The organism is Rickettsia akari str. Hartford (assembly GCF_000018205.1).
In the GTDB taxonomy this organism is placed as follows: domain Bacteria; phylum Pseudomonadota; class Alphaproteobacteria; order Rickettsiales; family Rickettsiaceae; genus Rickettsia; species Rickettsia akari.
This window is the reverse complement of sequence record NC_009881.1, coordinates 1-22024: the sequence shown is the minus strand read 5'-3', so window position 1 is coordinate 22024 and position 22024 is coordinate 1. Positions and strand designations below refer to the sequence as shown.

Sequence of the window (22024 nt, the reverse complement as noted above, 5' to 3'; positions counted from 1 at the left end):
TTAAAAATACTAAAATTATTAGTATTTTTTATTGTTTTTATAGACCCCGTGGTCAAGTCACTAGGTGACACAGTGGATTTTACCGAGCCACGCAGGCAATGCTTGCGTAGCTCATAACGATTACCTATCAAACAAACACCATAGCCCCATACCATTTCATTAAACCGATTTATTATCTTTAAATTTTATAAATAACTTAATCATAATTAATATTAACTAGTAGTAAATTTATTTATTAATTATTGTGCATCATAAATAAATAGTGTATAATGACCGCTAAGTTAAGTGGTAAAAACATTAAAAACAATAAGTTATAGGGGAAATTATGACTAATATGAAAAAAACTTTTTAATAAGCTTTTACTAGCAACCAGCAGTATCGTGCTACTTGCAAGCATGGCAAGCTTTGAATCGGTTGTTGTTGCTGTTCCGCACGAGAATAATACTTACTTACATAATGTAATGGATCCAATTCGAGGAGGAGACATGTCTCAAGATTGGAGAAGTAATAATGGAGCTCAGCATCAACCGCAAAACTGGGATTATTTATTTTAAGAAGAGCTCATTTAATTAATTTTAATAAAAACATAAATATTAATGATATTAATATTTACGGTTATAGTGCAAGTCCCCTTATTGACAATTGGCATAACGGTATTAGCGATCGAAAAGGAATTGGACGAATTATAATTACTCCTGGGTTTGAGGGTAACATTAATGTCATGATTAATAATATTATTAATCGTGATGCTAATAATTACCGTATTACAGGCAAGGCGGTTTTAGGAGAAGAATTAGTATATGGCAATAAAAACGCGAAAGTGCAAATCGATCTTTTAGAATCGTTAAATGATGTTAAATTAATTATTACCGGCAATGATATTAGTGCTATTGATTCTATAGTAATGAGCGGCTGAACTAATGAAATAATTTTCCAAATATTTATGAAGTTGGTGCAGTAAATAAAAGGATTGAGAAGTTAGCATTTATTGGTAATCATGTTCATAACCTACGTAAAAATATTTATGTTGCTCAAGTTAACTTTGATGCTGGAACTTATAATGTTCATGCTAATCCTTTTACAATCAATGGAAATGCTAAAATTAACGGTTCAACATTTGATCTTAAATGTGACTTAATTTTTAACGGTGATGTAGAATTTTCCGGTAATATTACATTTAATGTAACCGTAGGATATAGTGTATTTTTTCAAAATAACCTCCCTAGCGTAATAGCTGGTACGAATATTATAATTAATATTAACGGTGCTCAGCCTGTAGATGCAGTATCAGCATTATCTATTTTTAGGATTAATGGCGGTGCATTTATTCATGAATGGCATAATTATAATCCTGCTATAGGCACTATGAACTTTAGGAACGGACTACAAGTGCAGCAAGCAGGGCCAGCAGTGGATCAAGAAGTAGTACAGCAGCGAGCAAGAGTTAATGCACAAACACAAGCAATGCAGGCTCAAGCATAACAAGTTCAAGCATTCACTCAGTGATGAGCGGTAGAATGTGCAAGAGTACAAGTTGAGACTGAGAGATTACGTCCGTAGATAGTACTATTCGAACAAATAATAAACAATCCACATTCAACTGATTTAGCAAAGCAGCAAGCACGAGCTCAAGCTGAACCGTTACAACGACAACAAGATGCACTTCAAGCTCCAGCTGACGCATTAAATCAACAGCGGCTACAAGTACAAAATTAGGCTGGAGGATTTGAACAGCAACAAGTCCAAGCCAATAGACAGTTTCAAGGATTAGCACAGAGCAACAACAAAAAGTTCAGGATGATGCAGCAGCGGAGCAACAAGTCAAAAATGCTTATGCTCAAATATTAGCACAGGAACTAGTACAATGTCAGGTGCGTGCAGCTCAAGCTCAGCGTGAAGCTAACGAAAGGGCTGAGCAGCAAAGACTGCAAGCAGAGTATCAGCAACGTCAAGCTAATGAAATAAGAGTAGCTGAGGAATATGTTAAAAAATCTGAGCCGCAAACATTAGCTGAGGCAATCAATAATACTATCGTTGTTTATACGAAAAATACTTTTGTAGCGGGAGCACAAAAAGAAGTGATTAGAGACAAATCTGTACTTGTTATGCAAAATCCTGAAAAGCACGCTGTAGAACTTGCTAAAGAATTAATAAATAATAAAGCTGAGCTTAACGAAGTGGCTAAAGTTGCTAATGGTGATAACATCGTAGTGAGGAAAATAAAGCAAGAGCAATTTTTATTATTTGTAGTAAACTGAGCTCAAGTTGTACATGATAATGCAAAAAAAGTAGTAGAGCATTTAACTGCGCAAGGAACAAGATCGGTTAGTGTAGCAAATGTTACGGCTGAAGCAGCAACTGCTAATATTAAGAATCACTTATCAAGCGGTACTATGATATCCGTTGCAGCAGGTTATGAAGAAAACCATATAATGACTAAAAAAGGATTATGGGTTGCCCGGTAGTTTCGTTTCAAGTAATCAAGATGCATATAAAGGTAATCCTAGCTATAAAGGCACGGTATCCGGCGGTACTATCAATTGTGATCTTTACATCGGGGAAAATAGCCTCGTTGATATTGCATATAGCTGAATGAACTGTGACTTTTTAGCAACACCAAGCTCAACTTTCACTTTAAGTTTAAAGGTTCAAGCACCGGTGATAAATTATCAGCAGAAAGCGATATGATTTCTCTATACAGTCAACAACAATTTATTAATTGTCTTATATTACAAGAAATATTTTCAGCAAGTAACAGTCACATCAACAAGAAGGATTTAAGACCGGTCGGACCTAATAGCTATAAAACGGCTATCGGTAAATATACAAGCAAAGCTTACGGTTTTGATGGTAATGTCGGTTATCAATTCTCTATCATGGACGGTATAAATTTAATGCCTAATATCTGTATTAGATATAATACAGATAAAGATAATGCTTATACCGAAACCGGTACAGGGGTGAATAATATGTATGTTGCAGGTAAATCTGGTAACTTAACTACTGGTATTGCGGACATAAAATTAACTGATCCTACGAGATTATCAAATGATACTCAAATAGTACCGGGATTGCATGCTTCCATAGTAAATAGCTTTAGCAATAAGCAACCTAAGGTGAAAGCTAGATTTATTTGGGCAGATAGTTACTGTGAGCACACTACAAGCAGTAGCACACAGAAAGTCGGTTATAAATGTAGGTGCAAGTTTACTGACGGCTCATAAGAATATTGAGCTACTTGCAACGTATAACTGTAATTCACGTAGCAAATATACTAGCCATCAAGGTTCATTAAAGTTAAAGATATTGTTCTAATAGCATTAGTGTCATCTGGTAGCTTGACCCCAATTGTTGTGTGGCTCGGTAAACCCACTGTGTCACCTAGTGACTTGACAACGGGGTACATAAAAACAATAAAAAATACTAATAATTTTAGTATTTTTAACTGGATCCTGTGGTCAAGCCACAGGATGACATAGGTAAAATTGATCCATGCAACAATGGTGTGAATCTAGTAAAACAGATAAAAAACTTGTTTTGTATCTGTTTATTTTATTAAAATATGTATATATCAATATTGAAGTTATTTCTAGATTCCTACTTTCACAGAAATGACATTAAAAAATTGTACGATACCGTAGTTTTATGCACCAACCCATTGTTGTATAATACGTAAAATACGATTTACTGTATAAGCAGTAGCCTGTGCTAATCTTGGATAGATAATTCTTGTTATGCTTATTGACCTGCAATGTTCTATTAGTGCATCACTTACTTCTAAGGATAATTTGTGCGTCGACCGGGTACTCGAATCCTCATGTACCAAGTGTACACTGCGGTTCTGCGTTCCGTGGCTCCTATAAATTCCTCCTTATTAGCTGCGTTATACAAGAAATCTAATGAAGATTACTAAATTCCGGTTGTGATTGGCCGCTAAGAGGACAAATAAAAATTATAGGAGGAATAAAGTCTAATATTGTTTATGACTTTAATATTATGACAGGACGTATTTTCCCAACTTCATTTATTTTAGCAGGATCAAGCCTAGCCAAATAAATACCGCCACGTGTTAATATTTCTTTTTGCCACACCATTTTTCCTCCACAGGACCTAGTAATTATGAATTTAAGTTTTCAGTGATTTCTGTCATTTCTGTCATTTCTTCTAGATATTTTTTAGATTTTTTCATTGCATTAAAGCTTTTTATGATATCATCTTGTTCAAATTGAGACTGAAGATTATTTAGTTCATGTATAATGGCTTGACGAATAAATGCCGTTCTAGATAATTCTAGCTTTTTAGCAATATTACTAGCTTTAGCTATATTATTTGGTAGAGTCATAGATAGGCTTGTCATATCATTTTTATATATAATGTTTATATTAAATGTAATACTAAATTCTTATAAAAACAATATATACTCGATGATAAACTTCAAAAATGTGCTATGTCATTCTATAAGAGCTGCAGTATTCATGTATTTAAGTATACGCTACGTTCCTCTCATTGTGAATTCCTTGCTCTTTTTGAAGTGTATCTTCGTCTACTATTCTGCGTTTCACATCTGTATAATCATAATTCCCTAACCGGTTTTAGTATTAGCTTTTTGTTACTAAAGATATTGATTTTAGAAAAGAAGCTACTTTTTGGTTTTTTAAAATAACGTTTATAATTTTCACCGGTGACAGCATTATAGCTAGTAATTAAAGAAGGTATAACCTCGTTATAATATATTTTATAGAGGTCATGCATAGTTTCTTTGGTAGTTAAATATCCCCATTTTACAACTTGTTGCGGTACTCTAGCGAGTGCCTCAATACAGGCTACAGCTTCTTGAATTTCAGGGTTTTTATTTTTATACACTTCAGCGTTTGGTGACAAATTAGCTTGCATATCTTTAAACATAGCATCAATCATTAATGCCATATATTTATCGGTTTTAAATTTTCTTACAAATATTAGATTATTCCTACGACTATAATTTAAAAGCCGAAATTTATATATAAAAATCATGAATTTTATAGTATAAACTTTTAAACCGCCGACTTTATTTGCATTATAAAATTTAAGTTTCGTTTCATAATCTAGCTGTTTTTTCATACCTGCTTTAAGGAGCTTACTCAGCAAATTATGACAATTTATTATATCACTTTTTCTAGCAATTCGTACTTTATCGGTAGCTTTAGTACAGGAGAAATTAGCCGAATGGCGCGTTATTTGTCTGCCTTTATCATCTCTTTTTATATCGGCAAAATGCCCAAGTTCTTGAGCTGCGATAATCTGAAGCCTAGCAATGGCAGGCCAGCCATTACCGTAAGTCTGATGCTCTTTATTGTTTTCAGCAAAAGGATTACCACCGCATGAAACAAAAATAGCTACGTCCTTGCCGTTAGTGCTTTGCATACCGCTATTACCGCCCACTCGTTGCCAGCTAACCATATCCATCATATCGCCGATATTATGCGAATAGGTGAGAAATACTTCCGTCTTATTAAGAAGAAGCCATCTTATTACGATCGGATGAGCCGACTGAACAAAAAGACGTGCCAACATTTCGGTTACTTCTTTCTTAACCGGCTGCAATTTTTGTATTTGATTTTTTAAATTGTCAAAAATTGATTTTATTTTCTGATCTGAAGCAGCATTTCTATATACATTTTGAAAAAGCTTGGTAGTTTCATGGATTAAATTCGGGCTTGTTAGCTCTTCTTTACTAACCATCAAGCTTATATTAAGAGCAGGTTCGATAAATCTTGCAAAATTGCAGCAATCATCGGTATCTATCCGTAATTTACCGGATTTGATTAACTGCATCGCTAAATTCTCATACTCTATTTCTATATCCTGCTTATAAATAGCAGGAACACGGTCAAGAATGTGGTATATGCTAGTCATTTTTTAAATAAATTTATTGTTTAATATCACCTACTATCGTTATAACACCATTTTCATCTATATCTAGAAATAATACATCTATTGCGTCAGATTTAAACACAGCCCCATGTTTAAATTGCGGTTTAGGTTTAAGTTTTACCATAACTTTAATTAGATTTAAATTAGGAAATACTTTTTGAAAGCAATCTACAAAAAATTTATCAGATGACTCTAACTCTATTGCATCTAACGCTTTGTTTCTATCAGTTCCATTTTTAATACAAACATTCATTGCCTCTTCTCTCAAAAATAAATGATGATAATCCTTGAGAACTTGTTTTATCAGCTCTCTATATTTATCATTATCACCAAAATATTTGAGGCATGCCTCATTGCAGTATCTAAATATTTTATATGCCAAGAATAAGAAGAAGCAGCTTTGCTCTTCTATCGTAAGTGTATCTTCAGAATATTCTTTATTAAAAAAAGCTTTAATTCCTCTTCTGATGCCTGATAAAGAAATCATCGAAAAATATGATTTTAAGAAATCAAATAAAAAGTAATGTATATTTATACTTGTTAATTGTCCGGTTTTTACTTTCTCGGTTATTATTTCAGATTCAGCTAATTGCTTTTCTATTTGCCATAAATCATATTCTACATTACCTGGAGTAGTTTTCTTTATATCATCCCATGATTTCCTCTCTTCTATAGTAGTTAGTTAATTGTTTAAATCATATTATGGCCGCCATTGATGGAAATAGTCTCGCCTGTTATAAAGCCGGCATTTTCATCAACTAAAAATGCTACGGCTCTAGCTATTTCTTCAGGCTGTCCTAGTCTTTTTTTGGGGATACTATTAACGATTTTAGCAAGCACGTCTTCAGGTACTGCTCCTACCATTTCGGTTGCAATATATCCTGGAGCTATACAGTTAACAGTGATATTTTTAGAAGCAGTTTCACGTGCAAGAGCCTTAGTAAAACCGATGATTCCGGCTTTAGCGGCAGAATAATTAGTCTGTCCGATTTGTCCTGTTTGAGCATTAATTGAACTGATATTTACTATACGACCGTAATCTTGGTTTCGCATCTGCTCAATTACGCTGCTAGACATATTAAAGCAAGAATTGAGATTAACGTTAATGACCTCATGCCAATCTTGATGAATCATTCTATGTAGCATTGTATCTTTGGTAATACCGGCATTGTTAACAAGAATACTTACCGGTTTTTTAAATTCCTCTTCAATTTCCTTTACTGCTTGCCTGCATTCTTCAAAATCCGCAACATTCCAGCGTTTAGTTTTGATACCGTATTTTTCTTCCATCTCTTTAGCAGCATCGTAATTACTGAAAAAATTAGCAACTACCGTAATACCATTATTTTTTAATTTTAAAGCGGTAGCTTTACCTATTCCTCTAGTACCGCCTGTTACAATTGCAATTTCTGACATTATTTCTCCATACCTATATTGTGACTTTTATTAGATTTAACCGGTGGGGTTATACTTGGTTTAAGCTGTGACACAGATTTAGTTAACGGTTTAACAACTTTCTTATCACTGCGTATCATTGTAGGTTCTTTATGATGATTTTTTTCATATTCTGCATCTATCTTTGCATCCATTTTTTTATCTTCCATTTTATTTGTTTTAGCCGTTACCTCCATTATACCAGAAAGTGTTTCTTTTCTACTTTTTGGAATGGCTTTTTTATTTTCTTTTTTAGTGCCGTAAAACCTATTGTTGCACCGCCTTCATAAATACTACCTGCTTGCTCAATATTTTCTCTTAATGTTACAGCTTTTTTTTAATATTTCTTTTTCCTGATCCGTTAAATTTGCATTGTTAATTATTTCTGCTGCATCTTCTTTAGGTTTATTTATACTAAAAAAAACGTTCAAATTTGCTTCTAGGTTTAATATGTGCTTTTAATTCATCACTTCCTTTTTCAGTTGGTAAATTTTCTGCGATTTTGTTTAAAATATCCCTCACTCCTGAAAAATTATTTATTACTCCTATAAGCCTAAATAAAATTAAGAGGAGTATTAGTATTTTTCCACCCGATATTTTCCATAGCTGCTTTTGTCTGATCAACAATTGTTGGATCATTGCCAGCTCCTATAGGACCTGAGTTTAATGTATTAGTATGAATAGTAACGCCGTCTTCAAGCAATTCTTGGGATTGGCGTGCATTTAAGTCTGTAATTTTTTGTCTAGAATCTATATCATTTGAAATCAAGGCTAATGTACCTGAATGTTTAGATGTAAGCAATGTTTCAAAATTTTTACCATCTCTATCAGTTATTTCCCAAATTTTCTCAAAGGCATTTTTCATGCCAACAATTTGTCGTAACTGGATTTGGATAACATGCTTACCGTTTTGAATTGTATCTACGTACTGATCAACACGCTTCCTCTCCCATTCAGGTATTACATTTTAAAACAATAAACAAAATTAGAGAGCTTTGTTATTACTTCTTCAATGGCAATACTAAAGTAATAACAAAGCTCTCTAATTTTGTTTATTGATACCAGTTTTTACTTTCTCTATTTTGATATTCTTACTTTTGTTCTTCTGTTAAGCCTTTAAAAGCTACTTCCGCTTCGACTACAATATGCTCTTTTCCATCATCATTGAAATTTTGAAAATATTTAGCAACATTTATTTACAAACATTGTTAATACCATTTTTTCCTAGCAATTCAGCAACCTTGTCAATTTCAGCTTTCATATTTTTTGAGATATTTGCTTGTGATTTTTCCATATTCAAAGCATTAAAACTATTAATAAATTTTACTGCTTCTTTATTTAATTTCAGCACAAGCCCAGGTTGATTTTCAGTTTTTGCTATGTTTATAGCTCCTCTGATAGCGTTTAAATATTGCATTTCAAAAGTTTCAGTGCCTAAAACAATTTTTTCATTAGGATTGTTACGACCGTCATGTATGAATATTGAAGTGTCGCCATTTTTTCCTTAAATTTTAGTAAGCTTTATACCGGTTTTCTTATGACGTAAAATTTCTAAAACATGTAATGCCTCGGTAAAGCTTCCTTTTTCAACAGCTGCTTCAATTTTAGATCTATTTGTGTCTAAATGAACGCCTACTCCGGATATAGTTAAAAATTCTTGTGTATGATTTAATAAAAACGCCTTATCGTTATCAAATTGTTTTTTAATGATGAAAGCATTATAAAACTATATGTATTTGTTCATCTCTTGTTATTTTAATTAAAAATTATTATATGAAAATAGTCTAGTTAAAAATATTTAACTTTATTAATCAAAATATGTTATTTATATGAATATTGATAAATTTACTGCACATGCTAAATCAGTGATAGCTCGTAGCCAATCGATTGCTGCTAAAAACGATCATCAGCAAATATTATCTTTGCATTTATTATCTAGTCTTTTAAGTGAAGAAACAGGTATAATTCGAACCATTATTAATAATACCGGCGGTAATATAAACTTATTAGAAGATCAAGTGCAGCTAGCACTAAATAAAATCCCAAAAGTTCAGGTTGAGGGAGTGGGACAAGTTTATTCTTCTGCTGAAGCTCTTAAAGTTTTAGAAAAAGCTAGTAACATTGCTAAAGACAGTGGGGATAGCTTTGTAACCATAGAGCGTATATTTGAAGCATTAACTTATGATAATACTATAGCCGGTAAAATTTTAACGAATAATGGAATTAATAGTAAAAAATTAGCAGCAGTTATTTTACAGCTTCGTAAAGGCAAAAAAGCAGATACCGAATCAGCAGAAAATAGTTACGATGCTCTAAAGAAATATGGCAGAGATGTGACAGAGCTTGCCGAAAGCGGTAAGCTTGACCCGATAATCGGACGTGATGAAGAAATAAGAAGAACAGTGCAGGTACTATCACGACGTATGAAAAATAACCCTGTATTGATCGGCGAGCCCGGAGTCGGTAAAACTGCTATAATAGAGGGGCTTGCACAACGTATATTTAGTAAGGACGTACCTGAGTCGCTTATGAATTGCCGTATTATTGAGCTTGATATTGGAGCATTAATAGCAGGTGCTAAATATCGAGGTGAATTTGAGGAGCGTCTTAAAGCAGTACTTAGTGAAATCAAAGACTCAAGCGGTGAAATTATTTTATTTATCGATGAATTGCATCTATTAGTCGGTACGGGAAAAACCGACGGTGCTATGGATGCCTCGAATTTACTAAAGCCAATGCTTGCTCGTGGTGAGCTGCACTGTATCGGTGCTACTACTCTAGACGAATATCGTAAATATATCGAGAAAGATGCAGCACTTGCTCGCCGTTTCCAGCCTGTTTACGTGAGTGAGCCGACGGTTGAGGATACTATATCAATACTTAGAGGCATTAAAGAAAAATACGAGCTGCATCATGCAGTGCGAATTTCCGATAGTGCGATAGTTTCAGCAGCGACGTTATCAAACCGTTATATTACCGATCGTTATTTACCTGATAAAGCTATCGATTTGATTGATGAAGCTTGTAGCCGTATGAAAATAGAATTGTCAAGTAAGCCTGAAGAGCTGGACGAGCTAGATCGCCGTATTATTCAGATAAAAATTGAGCTTGCAGCACTTAAAAAAGAAAATGACGAGCATTCTAAAAAGAAAATTACACATTTAACCGAGGAACTCGAAAAATTAGAATCTAAATCATATGATATGAACGCTAAATGGCATGCAGAAAAGTCTAAACTACAGCAAGCCCAAAAACTTAAAGAAGAGTTAGAACGAGCAAGAATCAATCTAGAGCGTGCCGAGCGTGACTCTAATCTCGCTAAAGCTAGTGAGCTAAAATATGGAATTATACCTGAGATTATGAAAAAGATTCAGGAAGCCGAAAGTATGGATAATAAAGGGCTATTAAAAGAAATTGTATCGGAAAGCGATATAGCAAGTATTATCTCTCGTATCACTGGTATTCCAATTGATACGATGCTATCAAGTGAGCGTGAGCGTCTACTTGTGATGGAGAAGAAACTACGTGAATCGGTCATAGGACAAGATGAAGCAATTAAAGGGGTCAGTGATGCAGTTAGAAGATCACGTGCAGGTATTCAGGATATTAACCGCCCTCTTGGTTCATTTTTATTCTTAGGACAGACAGGAGTTGGTAAAACTGAGCTTACCAAAGCCTTAGCCGGTTTTCTTTTTGATGACCGTAACGCGATACTTCGTATAGATATGTCGGAATATATGGAGAAGCACGCTATTTCTCGTCTGATAGGAGCTCCTCCAGGCTATATAGGATATGATCAAGGTGGAGTGCTAACAGAGGCAGTAAGACGCCGCCCATATCAGGTAATATTATTTGATGAGGTTGAAAAAGCCCACCACGATATATTTAATATTATGCTGCAAATACTTGATGAAGGAAGATTAACCGATAGTCAGGGTATCACAGTTGATTTTAAAAATACTATTATAGTTTTAACTTCTAATTTAGGTGCTGAGATACTCATTAATCAGAAAGAGGACGAAGATACATATAAAGTAAAAGATGAGGTTATGGAATATGTAAAAGAAGTATTTAAGCCGGAGTTTCTTAATAGGTTAGATGAAATTATATTATTCCATCGGCTAAATCATAATGATATTCATGATATAGTTAAGATACAGCTTGGAAGCTTAAAAAAAATTTTGCTACAACAAAATATTATTCTTGAATTTGATGAATCTGCTTTAAATTATTTAGCCGAAAAAGGCTATGATCGAAGTTTTGGAGCAAGACCCTTAAAACGCCTTATCCAGAGGGAAATACAAAATAATTTAGCCAAGATGATTTTAGCAGGCGAAATAAGTAGCGGTAATATCGTGAAAATAGGTAGAGAAAAGGAAGAGCTAAGGATAAAGATAATTGATTAAGCTCTGCGTACGAAAACTAAATTATTGCATAATTCATAATGTTAATTAATTTTTCTTGAGTCTAGTCTATTACTTTATTATAAATATCCTTCTAACTTTGATAAATAAGTAAGTTAGATATAATAAAATCTAATGAACTGAGGTGTAAAGCATTATGTATAATGACGATGCAATAGATTACGAAACAGCAGCAGAGATATTGAAGCAATCTACTTCTAAAATGAGCTGGAAGAATTAAAAGAACAATATGGAGTCGAGCTTGAGGAATATGTCGATGCTTACAATGAAGCAGAATTAGATGATAATAACAGTATAACTTTTAGAGAATTTTGCATTGTAAAGATTTCAAAGAAACCGTATATATGATGTTGTATGATAAAACAAAAGAATCTTATGAAATGCAATGTGCTTTAATAATACTAATTAATGATCAATACCAAATGAGTCAAAGGCAAGTTTAAAAGCTTACTACTTGGCGTGGAGAAACAAGAGAAAAATCAGAGGTGGGTATATTTAACATAGGAAATGAATATTATACGGAGCGGTTTATGTCTACAACTTCTGAGCATAGTATTATTAATAATCATATTTCAGGTGAATTAAAACCGAATCAAATTAATATGAAATTGAAATGAATTCCCCTCTAGTAGGTAGCTTATATCTCTGCTATATTACACGATGGAGAAAAGGAAATAGTAGTATTGCCAAATACTAAGTTTGAAATAACTAACATTAAGTACGATGATTATCGTACACTATGTATTAGTATGAGAAACATGCAAATCATATTGATACATGGAAATTTATACATTAGTATTCGATACTTCACAAGTTGATATCAATTTTATGACTTTCTCATCAGGAGCATTTTTATAAGATATAATTTCTGGAAATTGAGTACTGAGATTAGTATCACTACATATAAATCTATATTTGTTTTTTGACTATCATGTAGCTGTTTAAAAGTAATATCGGGGTCAAATCCATTGTCTTTTAATAATTGCCCTAAAAATTCTTCTAGATATTTCTCAGAATTTAACCATCCATAGAATACAAGATTATACACTTGGTCCCATTTACTAGTACGATCTAAAAATTTAATTTTCTTAAGTATATCCTCAATTTTTTCCGATTGATATCCTAGTACTATTGAGAAAGCAGCTATTGCACCACCAGAAGCTCCAACTACTTTTTGGATATTTTTTAAACAATCTTTGTCTTTTAATACCTTTAGAGCCCATGCATATGCTATGACTTTTACTCCACCACCTGCAAAGGCTAAGTTATTTATTTCTAACATTTTCAATACCTTGATTTAGTTAATATAATTTAGGCTTTATTAAGAAAAATTAGATTATGAATATTTTGTAAAAATTGATAATAATTTGTACTAAAATAGAATATATTAATTTAATTCTTCTTAATAAAACGTAAATTAATATTTGTGACTTTTATAAACTACACTACTAATAGTTGCGTTGGTCAATTTTACCTCTATCATCCCGTGACTTAACCACGGGATCCAGTTAAAAATGCTAAAATTATTAGTATTTTTTATTGTTTTTATAGACCCCGTGTTCAAGCTACGTGGTGACACAGTGGGTTTTACCGGTCCACGCAACAACGCCTCCTCGCAATGACGATATCATTCTCTACTTAGCAATACCTTTTATGCAACCTGTAAATTTTGTTGCATAATAAAACTATCACTTATATACTGTAGCTAATGATTAATTTGCTTAAAGTTTAATATGGTAAGTAGTAATTTTTATAAAAATCTAGGACCACGAAAACTAATGGCAATTATAGATTTTTTACACGATATTATAGAACCTCCTAAGGTTCATGAAGATATAGTTATTCATGATATTAAGATTCTACAAGAAGCATCTTCAAACGACATTAGCTTTTTAAGTAATCATAAATACTCCGAATTTTTAAAAACTACTAAAGCTGCTGCTTGTATAGTGCCGAAAAATTTTACTGGAGAAGCAAATCCAAATACTGTTTTAATACGTGCTGAGAATTCATATTTTGCTTACGGCAAATTAATAGATTTTTTCTATGCTCCTATTAAATCATACCATGCTAAAATAATGAAATCCGCTATTGTTGCAGATTCGGCAACTATCGGAAAAAATTGTTATATAGGTCATAATGTAGTTATTGAAGACGATGTTATTATAGGTGATGATAGTATTATAGAATCCGGAAGTTTTATAGGTAGAGGCGTAAATATCGGCAAAAATGCTAGAATAGAGCAACACGTTTCAATAAATTATGCAATTATAGGCGACGACGCCTTAATACTCGCAGGGGCAAAAATTGGACAAGAGGGGTTTGGGTTTTCTACCGAAAAAGGCGTACATCATAAAATATTTCATATAGGAGTAGTTAAAATCGGCAATAATGTTGAAATTGGTAGCAATACTACTATTGATAGAGGTTCGCTTCAAGATACTATTATAGAAGATTTATGCCGCATAGATAATTTAGTCCAAATCGGGCATGGCGTAAAAATAGGTAAAGGCTCTATTATCGTAGCACAGGCAGGTATAGCAGGAAGTAGCACGATCGGTAAGTATTGTGCTCTTGGAGGACAAGTAGGCATCGCTGGACATCTAAATATATGCGACGGGGTACAGGTGGCGGCACAAGGCGGTGTCCTACAAAATATAGAAGCATGTAAAATTGTTGGTGGTAGCCCTGCAGTTCCTATTATGGACTGGCATAGACAATCTGTTATTATGAAACAATTAGTCAAGACATCTAATAGCAAATTAAAAAAGTAGTTTGCTATTGAAAAAATACTGAGTCATCGTTGCGATGATGCGTAGCCGACGTGGCAATCTAGAAAATAATAAAAAAATTCTTTAAATCAGAATTTTTTAACTGGGTTGCTTCGTCGAGTTACTGCGTAATTCTTCTCGCAATGATGAAAAAACCGTTCCACGCAATAATACCCGCTCGCAATGATAGAAAATTTACATTAAAGAAGAGACCTAAATAAATGATCATAGATATTACCGAAATCATGGATTTAATACCTCATCGCTATCCATTTTTACTGGTAGATAGGGTACTTGAAATTGACCTTAATAAATCAATATTAGGTATTAAAAACGTTACTGTTAACGAACCGCAATTTACAGGGCATTTTCCGACAAGACCTGTTATGCCTGGTGTTCTAATGGTTGAGGCTATGGCACAAATTGCTGCTATATTAGTTGCTAAATCTTTAGGTTCTACTAAAAATAAAGATGTGTTTTTGATGGCTATTGAAAATGCAAAATTTCGTAGAATCGTTCAGCCCGGGGATACTATGCATATCCACGCTGTTATTGATCAGCAAAGAACTAACGTATGGAAATTTTCAAGTACTGTTACGGTTGAAGGTGAAATGGCTGCAGAAAGTAAGTTTACTGCAATGATTAAAGATAAATCATAGGAAAAAGTAGTGGCAAATAACATCCATACTACAGCTATAATTGCAGAAGGTGCAAAGCTCGGTGAAAACGTAAAAATCGGACCGTATTGTGTGTTATAGGTCCTGAAGTTGTACTTCATGATAATATCGAGCTAAAATCCCATGTAGTGATTGAAGGGATTACCGAAATCGGCAAAAATACCGTAATATATCCTTTTGCATCAATCGGTCAACCTCCGCAAATCTTAAAATATACTAATGAGCGATCAAGCACGATAATCGGCTCTAATAATACTATTAGAGAATATGTTACGGTACAAGCAGGAAGCCAAGGCGGCGGAATGATAACAAGAATAGAAAATAATAATTTATTCATGGTCGGTGTTCATATCGGTCATGATTGTAAAATCGGCAATAACGTAGTATTTGCTAATTACGTAAGCCTAGCAGGTCATATTGAGGTAGGTGATTATGCAATAATCGGTGGATTATCGGCAGTTCATCAATATGCTAAAATCGGCAAATATTCGATGATTGGCGGGCTATCACCGGTCGGAGCAGATGTAATACCGTTTGGGCTTGTAAGTAGCAAACGTGCTGTGCTTGAGGGTTTAAACCTAATCGGTATGAATAGAAAAGGATTTGATAAAGCAGAGTCTTTAAGTGCTTTAAAAGCTATCAAAGAAATCTTCTCAGGTGAAGGTAATTTTGCTGAGCGTATAAAACAAGTTGCCGAGAAATATAAAAATAATTCTATAGTAATGCAAATTATCGATTTTCTTAATCAAGATAGTAGTAGAGCATTTTGTCGTTTTGAGAAGTAACTTTAGATTGCTTCGTCAAAACTTACAGTTTTTCCTCTCAATGACGAAACATTTTCTCTTGTAAAGAATTTTGGCGTAAACGAGTTTTCAAGCTCTTAAAATCCACTATTTCTGCATTTTGATTATGCCTGCTACATGCAAAAATATATTCCTGCTCTCCTTTGACTTTTTGAATACATTGTCCGCAAATCCCTTTCATCATACATTGCATCGATGCATTAACGCTAACTATTAGCTCCGTATTCTCATCAAATATTTTTAACTCTTGTAACTCTTCAGCTACTTCAGGTGAATCATTAATTATTACTATATCTACAGAAGTTAACTTACGATTCTTTATATCAGGATAGGTAACAAATATAACTTCATTATTATTTTCTTTTAGAACTTTTAATAAGCCTATATTACCGGCTTCAGAATCAACAATAATTATTTTTTTATTTTGAGGTATTTCTAGCGGCAAGCCTGTCGGTCCCATTAATACTACTTTCTCATTTTCGGATAATGTTTTACATAAGCTAGTAGAATTACCGACTTCATAAATTACAAATCTAATTAAACCTTTTTCTACATCAATATCTACAGGGCTTAAGGCTACCGGCTCTATTAACTTAGAAGCATCTTCAGAATAATTTTGTAAGCGAAAAAACTGTCCAAACTTAAAATTTTTAGCAGCAAGCGGCGAGTGAATTATCAACTCAAAAGCTTTATCATCTAGAATATTTATTTTATTAACCCTAGAAGTGAGCAAATAATCAAGCTGCGTTATAAAGTCTTTGTAACTACCTTTAAAGCTAGGATTATTATTTATAAGCCTTTTGTTAATAGCATCATACCCTTCTTTGCTACTGGCAATAGCTTTCACTACACTACCCGAATATTGAGGATTACAATCACCGAAATAACTATATTTATTTTCATCGAATTGAGTGTTATTTTCTATACCGATTGCCATAATCACGGTTTTGGCTTTAAGTACCACAGTGTCATCCAGTGGCTTGACCATGGGATCTAGAAAATCATTATTACAATGTGCTTCTTGATGGATCCTGTGGTCAAGCCACTGGATAACACTGAATTCCACCCCTTCCACATGACCGTATTTATCAACATTAATCCTTAAAGGTTGCATATTTTCTTTAAAATCAACACCAAGTGCTAATGTATATATTAACTCCTTGTGATTTAATTTATACGCTGGCGAATCTTGTAGTTTTCCACGATAATAAACAGTAGCTCCTCCAATCTTTTTAAAAACCTTTCTTAATTCTTCATTATTCTTAGCTTCTTTAAATAATCTTGCATGAGCAATAAATTCCTCAGCTATTTCTTTATCTTCTTCCTCTAAATCTTTTTCTATATAATATTTAGCAAATTCCTCTACTTGCTTTTTATAGTAATATAAACTTTCCGTTGCTGCATCTAAGGAAGTAAGACCACCGCCTATTATCGCAATCGGCATCCTAATTAGCATATTAGTATTAGAATTTTTCAAAAATGCCCCTCCGCTTTGCAAAGTCATTAAGAAATCAGAAGCCGTTTTTACGCCTTTAGCTTCAAAATTTTCTATATCTAAGACTTTCGGCTGACCTGCTCCAATGCAAAAAGCTATATGGTCAAAACCTAAATCTAGAACTTGTTTTTTCGTTATATTAAAATCTAAAGCTACTCCGTCATAATATTTGAAATTATTATTTCTCTCTAATATTAACCGCAATATATCAAGATTGTTTTTATCCCATCGAACTGTAATCCCATATTCTGCTACCCCACCAAATCCTCTCGGTATTCTTTCCGATAACAAATTTTTATATTCATGCCAAAATTTTATAGGCTTATAAACATCAAAAGATAAAGGGGTAATTTTAAGACCGTCAATAGCCGTGACATTGTGACCTGATCGTAATAAATAATAGCTAAGGCTAAAACCTGCAGGACCAAGACCGGTAACTAAAATATTATAATTAGTAGATTCTTGTGGTAGAGGTGCATAAATATTAAGCGGATTCCAACGAGTAAGAAGTAGATATATCTCTAAACCGTAAGGTAATTTAAGCGTTTCTTCTAAAATATTTGTTTCTATTAATGGAATATTTACCGGATCTTGCTTTTGATAAATACAAGCTTTAGAGCAATCATTACAAATTCTATGACCCGTTGCCGCTACCATCGGATTATCAATAACAATGATTGCAAGAGCACTTAGATTAAAACCCTGTGCTTTAACATAATTCATTTCAGAAATTTTTTGTTTTAACGGGCAGCCACCGGTTATCATCCCGTGATCAAGTCGCGGAATGACACTTATCCCTTTGGAGCAAGAATCCTTACCCTGCTTATGACAATAAATACAATAATGAGAATCGTTTAATGCTTCATCTAGATTTAAAAAAGAATCTGTATAGTCAAAATCTACTCTCTCATTTTTTTGATATCTTAATATTTTATTATCATCTATTAGATTTTCTTTATCTAGTTTTTGGTGGATGTTGAATAGGATGTCATCGTTTCTTATGTCATCCCTGTGAAAACGTGGATCCAGACTTAATTTTTCTAGATTCCAGCTTTCGCGTGAATGGCACAATGAAGAGGAATGACAGTGATCATAAACCCTGCACGCTGCATACCTAGTTGCTATGTCTAATTCTTCTGCAAAATTCTCTTCATCCTGTTGCCATATAATAATTTGCTTCGCAAATTCTCTAGAAGTGAAATTCGTACCTATTAAATTAGTTAGCTTTAAATACACATCTTCAAAATCAATATCTTTTATTTTTTCCGGTGGATATTTTTTTATGGCAACACGCTGAACAAATTTTCTTTTACATTCATAAATAATATCAAAATCTTTATGTTTCAGTCTTGATATCGTTATTTCTTTTGAAATACAAAATAACTCTGCTAAAAAATCGTCTAACTGAGGAGAAATTTTTAGCAAAAATTCGGAATAATCTTGTGGAATAATATAGAGAGGAGTTGATCTAAATAACATTAAATCTTTATGCAGAGATTTATCGGCTTTAAAGAGATAATCTAAAAATATTTGATCTAATTTTTTAAGTCCGGTTAAATCTAATTCATTAAAATCTAGATTAAAACCAAGTTTCATAAATAATAAATAACTTTTTTAGAAAATTGTCTATAAATTAAATAACTGATACAAACAGTAATGAATGCGACTATAACGGACTTAACTATTAACATCATATCCGGTAATGTTCCGTCAATCACCAACGCTTGTACGGGTCTTATAACTAAGAAGAACGGATTAAATTCAAAATATATTTTTTTAGATTCCGGAATTAGTGAATAAGGATAAACTATCGGTATACTCCAATAAATAACTCCAAGAATAACACTCAACATTTGTGGTATATCTCGAATATACGGCGTTAAAAATGCTACTGCGATAGAACCGCTAATCACACATATTATTAATGGCAAAAGTAATATCGGCATAAATACTATTTGCCAAGAAAATTTTTCTGGAAATAATAAAATAAAAGCAAAATACATTGCCGAAAATGAACAAATTAAAGTATATAATTGCCCTAAACTATCCGCAACAGGAAAAAAAGTCTTAGAAATTCTAACTTTTTTTATTATTTGATCACGTGTAACTAAAGAACTTGAACAAATCGTTAGGCTGCTTACTATAAAACTCCATAAAGGAATACCGCCGACTAAGTTCATTACCATAAATTCTCTCGGTTGTCTTAATAAAAAACCGAAAAAATATGAAATTACAATTATGTGGATAAAAGGCTGAATCAAACCCCATAAAGAACCTAAAAAAGAATCCTTATTTTGCCTAATTATAGAAGCTTTAACTAGTAATGCTATTGCCCGCCAGTATTTTTTAGAAAAAAAATACCTTATCATTTATGAATTCCCTTGTTGTTGATTATAGATTTTAAACATTTCCGATGGTGTACCATCACCTATAATATTTCCGTCTTTCAATAAAATACATCTCTCGCAATTATCTTTTATAATTTCTTCTTGATGACTTACTATTATTGAAATAGGGGTATTTTTAAATTTACTTTTCATTAAATTAATAGATTTCTCTACAAAACAGCTATCTCCTGCTGCAAAAATTTCATCAAGTAATAGAATTTGGGGATTTTGAAATATTGATACAGAAAAAGCAAGTCGTGATAACATTCCTGAACTATAATTTTTTATCGGTAAGTCGATTTTATTACCTAGTTCCGAAAAATCTATAATCTCATTTTCAATTTTTCTGCTATATTTATCTAACATATTATTATATAGCATCAACATTTTTATATTTTCACGGCCAGTTTGTTCCGGCTCAAAACCGACTCCCATATCTATAATTGCAGCAATATCTCCATGAACCTTAACTGTACCAGATTTTAACGGATATATTCCAGCGATTAGCTTCAAAAGAGAGCTTTTTCCGGAACCGTTACTTCCTATAAAAGCTATTTTTTCTCCTTCTTGGCAAGAAAAGTTAATATCGTTTAATATAGGTATATTTGGAGAAAGACAAACCCCTTTTTTCAAGAAAAAAGCCTTTAAACCTTGAGCTCTTTTATGAGTATCTACACCTTCTACATAACCATTTGTTATTTCTATAAATACTTTTGAATGGCTAAGTGACATAACTATTAAACAGATTTATTAATCCAATCTAAAAGAGAGTTTTTTTGCTGCAAACCTATTTTAGTATCTTTTTGTTCACCGTTTTTAAATAACATTATCGTTGGAATACTACGAATACCGTATTCTGAAGAAATGTTAGGATTTTCATCAATATTCATTTTAAGTACTTTTACTTTGCCTTTTAATTCTTTACTGATTTCATCTATTATCGGTGTTAACATTTTGCACGGTCCACACCATTCTGCCCAAAAATCAACCAATACCGGTAAATCCGATTCTAATACTTCCTTTTTAAAAGAGCTATCCGTTACGTTATTTGCCATTTTATCCTCTATGTGTTGCGTGATGATGCTTTTCTGTTGTAATCCAGCAACTTGATCCCGGGATCCAATAAACATATTAAAATAATTAATACTATAAATCATTTTTTGGATACCGTGGTCAAGCCACGGTATAACCTAGAGCACATTTTGCTTCGTCAAAATTTTCAATTTTTCCTTGCAATGACGAAGTAATATAAGAGATTATAAATTACTCACCTCTACTTGTAAATAATGAAAATCTTTTTATTTATTATATTTATTTTTTCTATTATAATATATCCGCATTATTAAAGCTGCTGTTTCCTCTATTGATCTAGTTGACACATCAATCACCGGCCAGTTTTTTTGATCACAAATTTTTCTGACTTCTAGACACTCTTTTTGTACTATATTAAAATCTGTATAGCTTTTATTGTCGTTAATTTGCAATAAATTTAACCTAGCTTCTCTTATCTCTATTAATCTATTTGGATTAATTACGAGCCCTACTACTAATTGATCTATGTCTTTTTCTATAAAATCAGGAGATGGACAATTATAAACATAAGGAATATTTGCAGCTTTTAGACCGTTATACGCTAAAAATACGGAAGTCGGTGTCTTAGAAGTTCTAGAAGGACCTATTAATATTATATCGGCCTCCGACAACTCATTAAGCATTTGTCCATCATCATGTCTTATGGCGTAATCTATAGCATTGAGCGTGTCAAAATAAGTTTTATCGAATTTATAATTGTAATTCTGTTCTTTTTCTATTTCAATACATGAAAAAACAGACATTTCTTTAATAATTTTACCTATTACGGAAATACATGGAATTTTTAATTCATAGCAAAATTTTGTTAAAGCTTTTCGAAGTTCTTGATCAGCAATCGTGTATAATACTATCCCGTGTTTAGATTCTATTTTACTTAATACTTCATTTAGCAATTCCAAATTTCTAATCATTGGCCAATGATATAATTTTGGTTTTACGGAAGTAAATTGTGCAAGAGCAGAATTTGCTGCATATTTTGCAGTTTGCACAGAAGAGTCCGAAACCAAGTGAATAATTAGCTTTGTCAT

Annotated in this window: 20 protein-coding genes and 3 pseudogenes; 8 read left to right on the top strand and 15 right to left on the bottom strand. The window is 32.8% G+C overall.

Annotated features, from left to right (window positions below; translation table 11 throughout):
* Positions 1-721 precede the first annotated feature (721 nt).
* The 4 genes and pseudogenes from A1C_RS00110 to A1C_RS06325 form a co-directional block, all read left to right on the top strand.
* Positions 722-916 (top strand): hypothetical protein, encoded by a 195-nt coding sequence (locus A1C_RS00110; RefSeq protein ID WP_012013235.1) that lies wholly within the window; start codon positions 722-724, stop codon positions 914-916.
* A 955-nt stretch (positions 917-1871) separates the two neighbouring features.
* Positions 1872-2258 carry a hypothetical protein gene (locus A1C_RS06330; RefSeq protein ID WP_012013232.1) on the top strand — a complete coding sequence of 129 codons (387 nt, stop codon included), beginning with the start codon at positions 1872-1874 and terminating at the stop codon, positions 2256-2258.
* A 196-nt stretch (positions 2259-2454) separates the two neighbouring features.
* Positions 2455-2592 carry a hypothetical protein gene (locus A1C_RS07515; RefSeq protein WP_012013231.1) on the top strand — a complete coding sequence of 46 codons (138 nt, stop codon included), beginning with the start codon at positions 2455-2457 and terminating at the stop codon, positions 2590-2592.
* 83 nt (positions 2593-2675) lie between these two features.
* Positions 2676-3315: pseudogene (locus A1C_RS06325) on the top strand (autotransporter outer membrane beta-barrel domain-containing protein); the annotation flags it as partial.
* Between the two features lie 454 nt (positions 3316-3769).
* On the opposite strand, the pseudogene A1C_RS09335 reads toward A1C_RS06325, so the two are convergent.
* The 9 genes and pseudogenes from A1C_RS09335 to A1C_RS08275 form a co-directional block, all read right to left on the bottom strand.
* Positions 3770-3903: pseudogene (locus tag A1C_RS09335) on the bottom strand (palindromic element RPE1 domain-containing protein); the annotation flags it as partial.
* A 214-nt stretch (positions 3904-4117) separates the two neighbouring features.
* Positions 4118-4357, bottom strand: a complete 240-nt coding sequence (locus tag A1C_RS00085) for a hypothetical protein (RefSeq protein ID WP_052290649.1) — start codon at positions 4355-4357, stop codon at positions 4118-4120.
* Between the two features lie 215 nt (positions 4358-4572).
* On the bottom strand, positions 4573-5895 hold the full coding sequence (locus A1C_RS00080) for a DUF2748 family protein (RefSeq protein ID WP_012013226.1): 1323 nt from the start codon (positions 5893-5895) through the stop codon (positions 4573-4575).
* Positions 5896-5908: 13 nt separating this feature from the next.
* Entirely contained in the window at positions 5909-6400 is a 492-nt protein-coding gene (locus A1C_RS07945; RefSeq protein WP_012013225.1) for a hypothetical protein, read from the bottom strand.
* Between the two features lie 203 nt (positions 6401-6603).
* Positions 6604-7329 carry an SDR family oxidoreductase gene (locus A1C_RS00070; RefSeq protein WP_012013224.1) on the bottom strand — a complete coding sequence of 242 codons (726 nt, stop codon included), beginning with the start codon at positions 7327-7329 and terminating at the stop codon, positions 6604-6606.
* A complete protein-coding gene (locus A1C_RS00065; RefSeq protein WP_012013223.1) occupies positions 7329-7544 on the bottom strand; it encodes a hypothetical protein in 216 nt (71 codons plus the stop codon). Before A1C_RS00065 ends, A1C_RS00070 begins: the two co-directional genes overlap by 1 nt.
* A 108-nt stretch (positions 7545-7652) precedes the next feature.
* Entirely contained in the window at positions 7653-7778 is a 126-nt protein-coding gene (locus A1C_RS09035) for a hypothetical protein (protein WP_012013222.1), read from the bottom strand.
* A 122-nt stretch (positions 7779-7900) separates the two neighbouring features.
* Positions 7901-8212 (bottom strand): hypothetical protein, encoded by a 312-nt coding sequence (locus tag A1C_RS06310; RefSeq protein WP_232279056.1) that lies wholly within the window; start codon positions 8210-8212, stop codon positions 7901-7903.
* A 327-nt stretch (positions 8213-8539) separates the two neighbouring features.
* On the bottom strand, positions 8540-8764 hold the full coding sequence (locus A1C_RS08275) for a hypothetical protein (RefSeq protein ID WP_232279055.1): 225 nt from the start codon (positions 8762-8764) through the stop codon (positions 8540-8542).
* 412 nt (positions 8765-9176) lie between these two features.
* On the opposite strand from A1C_RS08275, the gene clpB reads away from it, so the two are divergent.
* Positions 9177-11753 carry an ATP-dependent chaperone ClpB gene (gene clpB, locus A1C_RS00050; protein WP_012013220.1) on the top strand — a complete coding sequence of 859 codons (2577 nt, stop codon included), beginning with the start codon at positions 9177-9179 and terminating at the stop codon, positions 11751-11753.
* 844 nt (positions 11754-12597) lie between these two features.
* Here clpB and A1C_RS06305 read toward each other — a convergent pair.
* Positions 12598-13053, bottom strand: coding sequence for a patatin-like phospholipase family protein (locus A1C_RS06305; RefSeq protein ID WP_012013218.1), 456 nt, complete (start codon positions 13051-13053; stop codon positions 12598-12600).
* Between the two features lie 451 nt (positions 13054-13504).
* Here A1C_RS06305 and lpxD point away from each other — a divergent pair, with 451 nt between their 5' ends.
* The 3 genes and pseudogenes from lpxD (at position 13505) to lpxA (ending at position 16004) form a co-directional block, all read left to right on the top strand.
* On the top strand, positions 13505-14545 hold the full coding sequence (lpxD, locus tag A1C_RS00040) for a UDP-3-O-(3-hydroxymyristoyl)glucosamine N-acyltransferase (protein WP_012013217.1): 1041 nt from the start codon (positions 13505-13507) through the stop codon (positions 14543-14545).
* A gap of 218 nt (positions 14546-14763) precedes the next feature.
* Positions 14764-15201 carry a 3-hydroxyacyl-ACP dehydratase FabZ gene (fabZ, locus tag A1C_RS00035; protein ID WP_012013216.1) on the top strand — a complete coding sequence of 146 codons (438 nt, stop codon included), beginning with the start codon at positions 14764-14766 and terminating at the stop codon, positions 15199-15201.
* Between the two features lie 9 nt (positions 15202-15210).
* Positions 15211-16004 (top strand): annotated as a pseudogene (lpxA, locus tag A1C_RS00030) (acyl-ACP--UDP-N-acetylglucosamine O-acyltransferase).
* Positions 16005-16041: 37 nt separating this feature from the next.
* On the opposite strand, the gene A1C_RS00025 reads toward lpxA, so the two are convergent.
* The 5 genes from A1C_RS00025 to A1C_RS00005 form a co-directional block, all read right to left on the bottom strand.
* Positions 16042-19113 carry an FAD-dependent oxidoreductase gene (locus tag A1C_RS00025; RefSeq protein WP_012013212.1) on the bottom strand — a complete coding sequence of 1024 codons (3072 nt, stop codon included), beginning with the start codon at positions 19111-19113 and terminating at the stop codon, positions 16042-16044.
* Complete coding sequence (locus A1C_RS00020; RefSeq protein WP_012013211.1) at positions 19110-19886, bottom strand: ABC transporter permease; 777 nt, start codon at positions 19884-19886, stop codon at positions 19110-19112. The genes A1C_RS00025 and A1C_RS00020 overlap by 4 nt, the downstream gene beginning before the upstream one ends.
* A complete protein-coding gene (locus tag A1C_RS00015; protein ID WP_012013210.1) occupies positions 19887-20636 on the bottom strand; it encodes an ABC transporter ATP-binding protein in 750 nt (249 codons plus the stop codon).
* A 5-nt stretch (positions 20637-20641) separates the two neighbouring features.
* Positions 20642-20971, bottom strand: coding sequence for a thioredoxin (gene trxA, locus A1C_RS00010; protein WP_269479059.1), 330 nt, complete (start codon positions 20969-20971; stop codon positions 20642-20644).
* Positions 20972-21202: 231 nt separating this feature from the next.
* A complete protein-coding gene (locus tag A1C_RS00005; protein ID WP_012013208.1) occupies positions 21203-22024 on the bottom strand; it encodes a pyruvate, water dikinase regulatory protein in 822 nt (273 codons plus the stop codon).

Bases quoted from the DNA above. Each gene is read 5' to 3' on its own strand.
- A1C_RS00015 (WP_012013210.1), bottom strand. From the start codon at position 20,636: ATGTCACTTAGCCATTCAAAAGTATTTATAGAAATAACAAATGGTTAT.
- A1C_RS00005 (WP_012013208.1), bottom strand. From the start codon at position 22,024: ATGACAAAGCTAATTATTCACTTGGTTTCGGACTCTTCTGTGCAAACT.
- A1C_RS00065 (WP_012013223.1), bottom strand. From the start codon at position 7,544: ATGGAGGTAACGGCTAAAACAAATAAAATGGAAGATAAAAAAATGGAT.
- fabZ (WP_012013216.1), top strand. From the start codon at position 14,764: ATGATCATAGATATTACCGAAATCATGGATTTAATACCTCATCGCTAT.
- clpB (WP_012013220.1), top strand. From the start codon at position 9,177: ATGAATATTGATAAATTTACTGCACATGCTAAATCAGTGATAGCTCGT.
- A1C_RS00080 (WP_012013226.1), bottom strand. From the start codon at position 5,895: ATGACTAGCATATACCACATTCTTGACCGTGTTCCTGCTATTTATAAG.
- lpxD (WP_012013217.1), top strand. From the start codon at position 13,505: ATGGTAAGTAGTAATTTTTATAAAAATCTAGGACCACGAAAACTAATG.
- A1C_RS00110 (WP_012013235.1), top strand. From the start codon at position 722: ATGATTAATAATATTATTAATCGTGATGCTAATAATTACCGTATTACA.
- A1C_RS07945 (WP_012013225.1), bottom strand. From the start codon at position 6,400: ATGATTTCTTTATCAGGCATCAGAAGAGGAATTAAAGCTTTTTTTAAT.
- A1C_RS00020 (WP_012013211.1), bottom strand. From the start codon at position 19,886: ATGATAAGGTATTTTTTTTCTAAAAAATACTGGCGGGCAATAGCATTA.
- A1C_RS06305 (WP_012013218.1), bottom strand. From the start codon at position 13,053: ATGTTAGAAATAAATAACTTAGCCTTTGCAGGTGGTGGAGTAAAAGTC.
- A1C_RS08275 (WP_232279055.1), bottom strand. From the start codon at position 8,764: ATGCAATATTTAAACGCTATCAGAGGAGCTATAAACATAGCAAAAACT.
- A1C_RS00085 (WP_052290649.1), bottom strand. From the start codon at position 4,357: ATGACAAGCCTATCTATGACTCTACCAAATAATATAGCTAAAGCTAGT.
- A1C_RS00070 (WP_012013224.1), bottom strand. From the start codon at position 7,329: ATGTCAGAAATTGCAATTGTAACAGGCGGTACTAGAGGAATAGGTAAA.
- A1C_RS06310 (WP_232279056.1), bottom strand. From the start codon at position 8,212: ATGAAAAATGCCTTTGAGAAAATTTGGGAAATAACTGATAGAGATGGT.
- A1C_RS00025 (WP_012013212.1), bottom strand. From the start codon at position 19,113: ATGAAACTTGGTTTTAATCTAGATTTTAATGAATTAGATTTAACCGGA.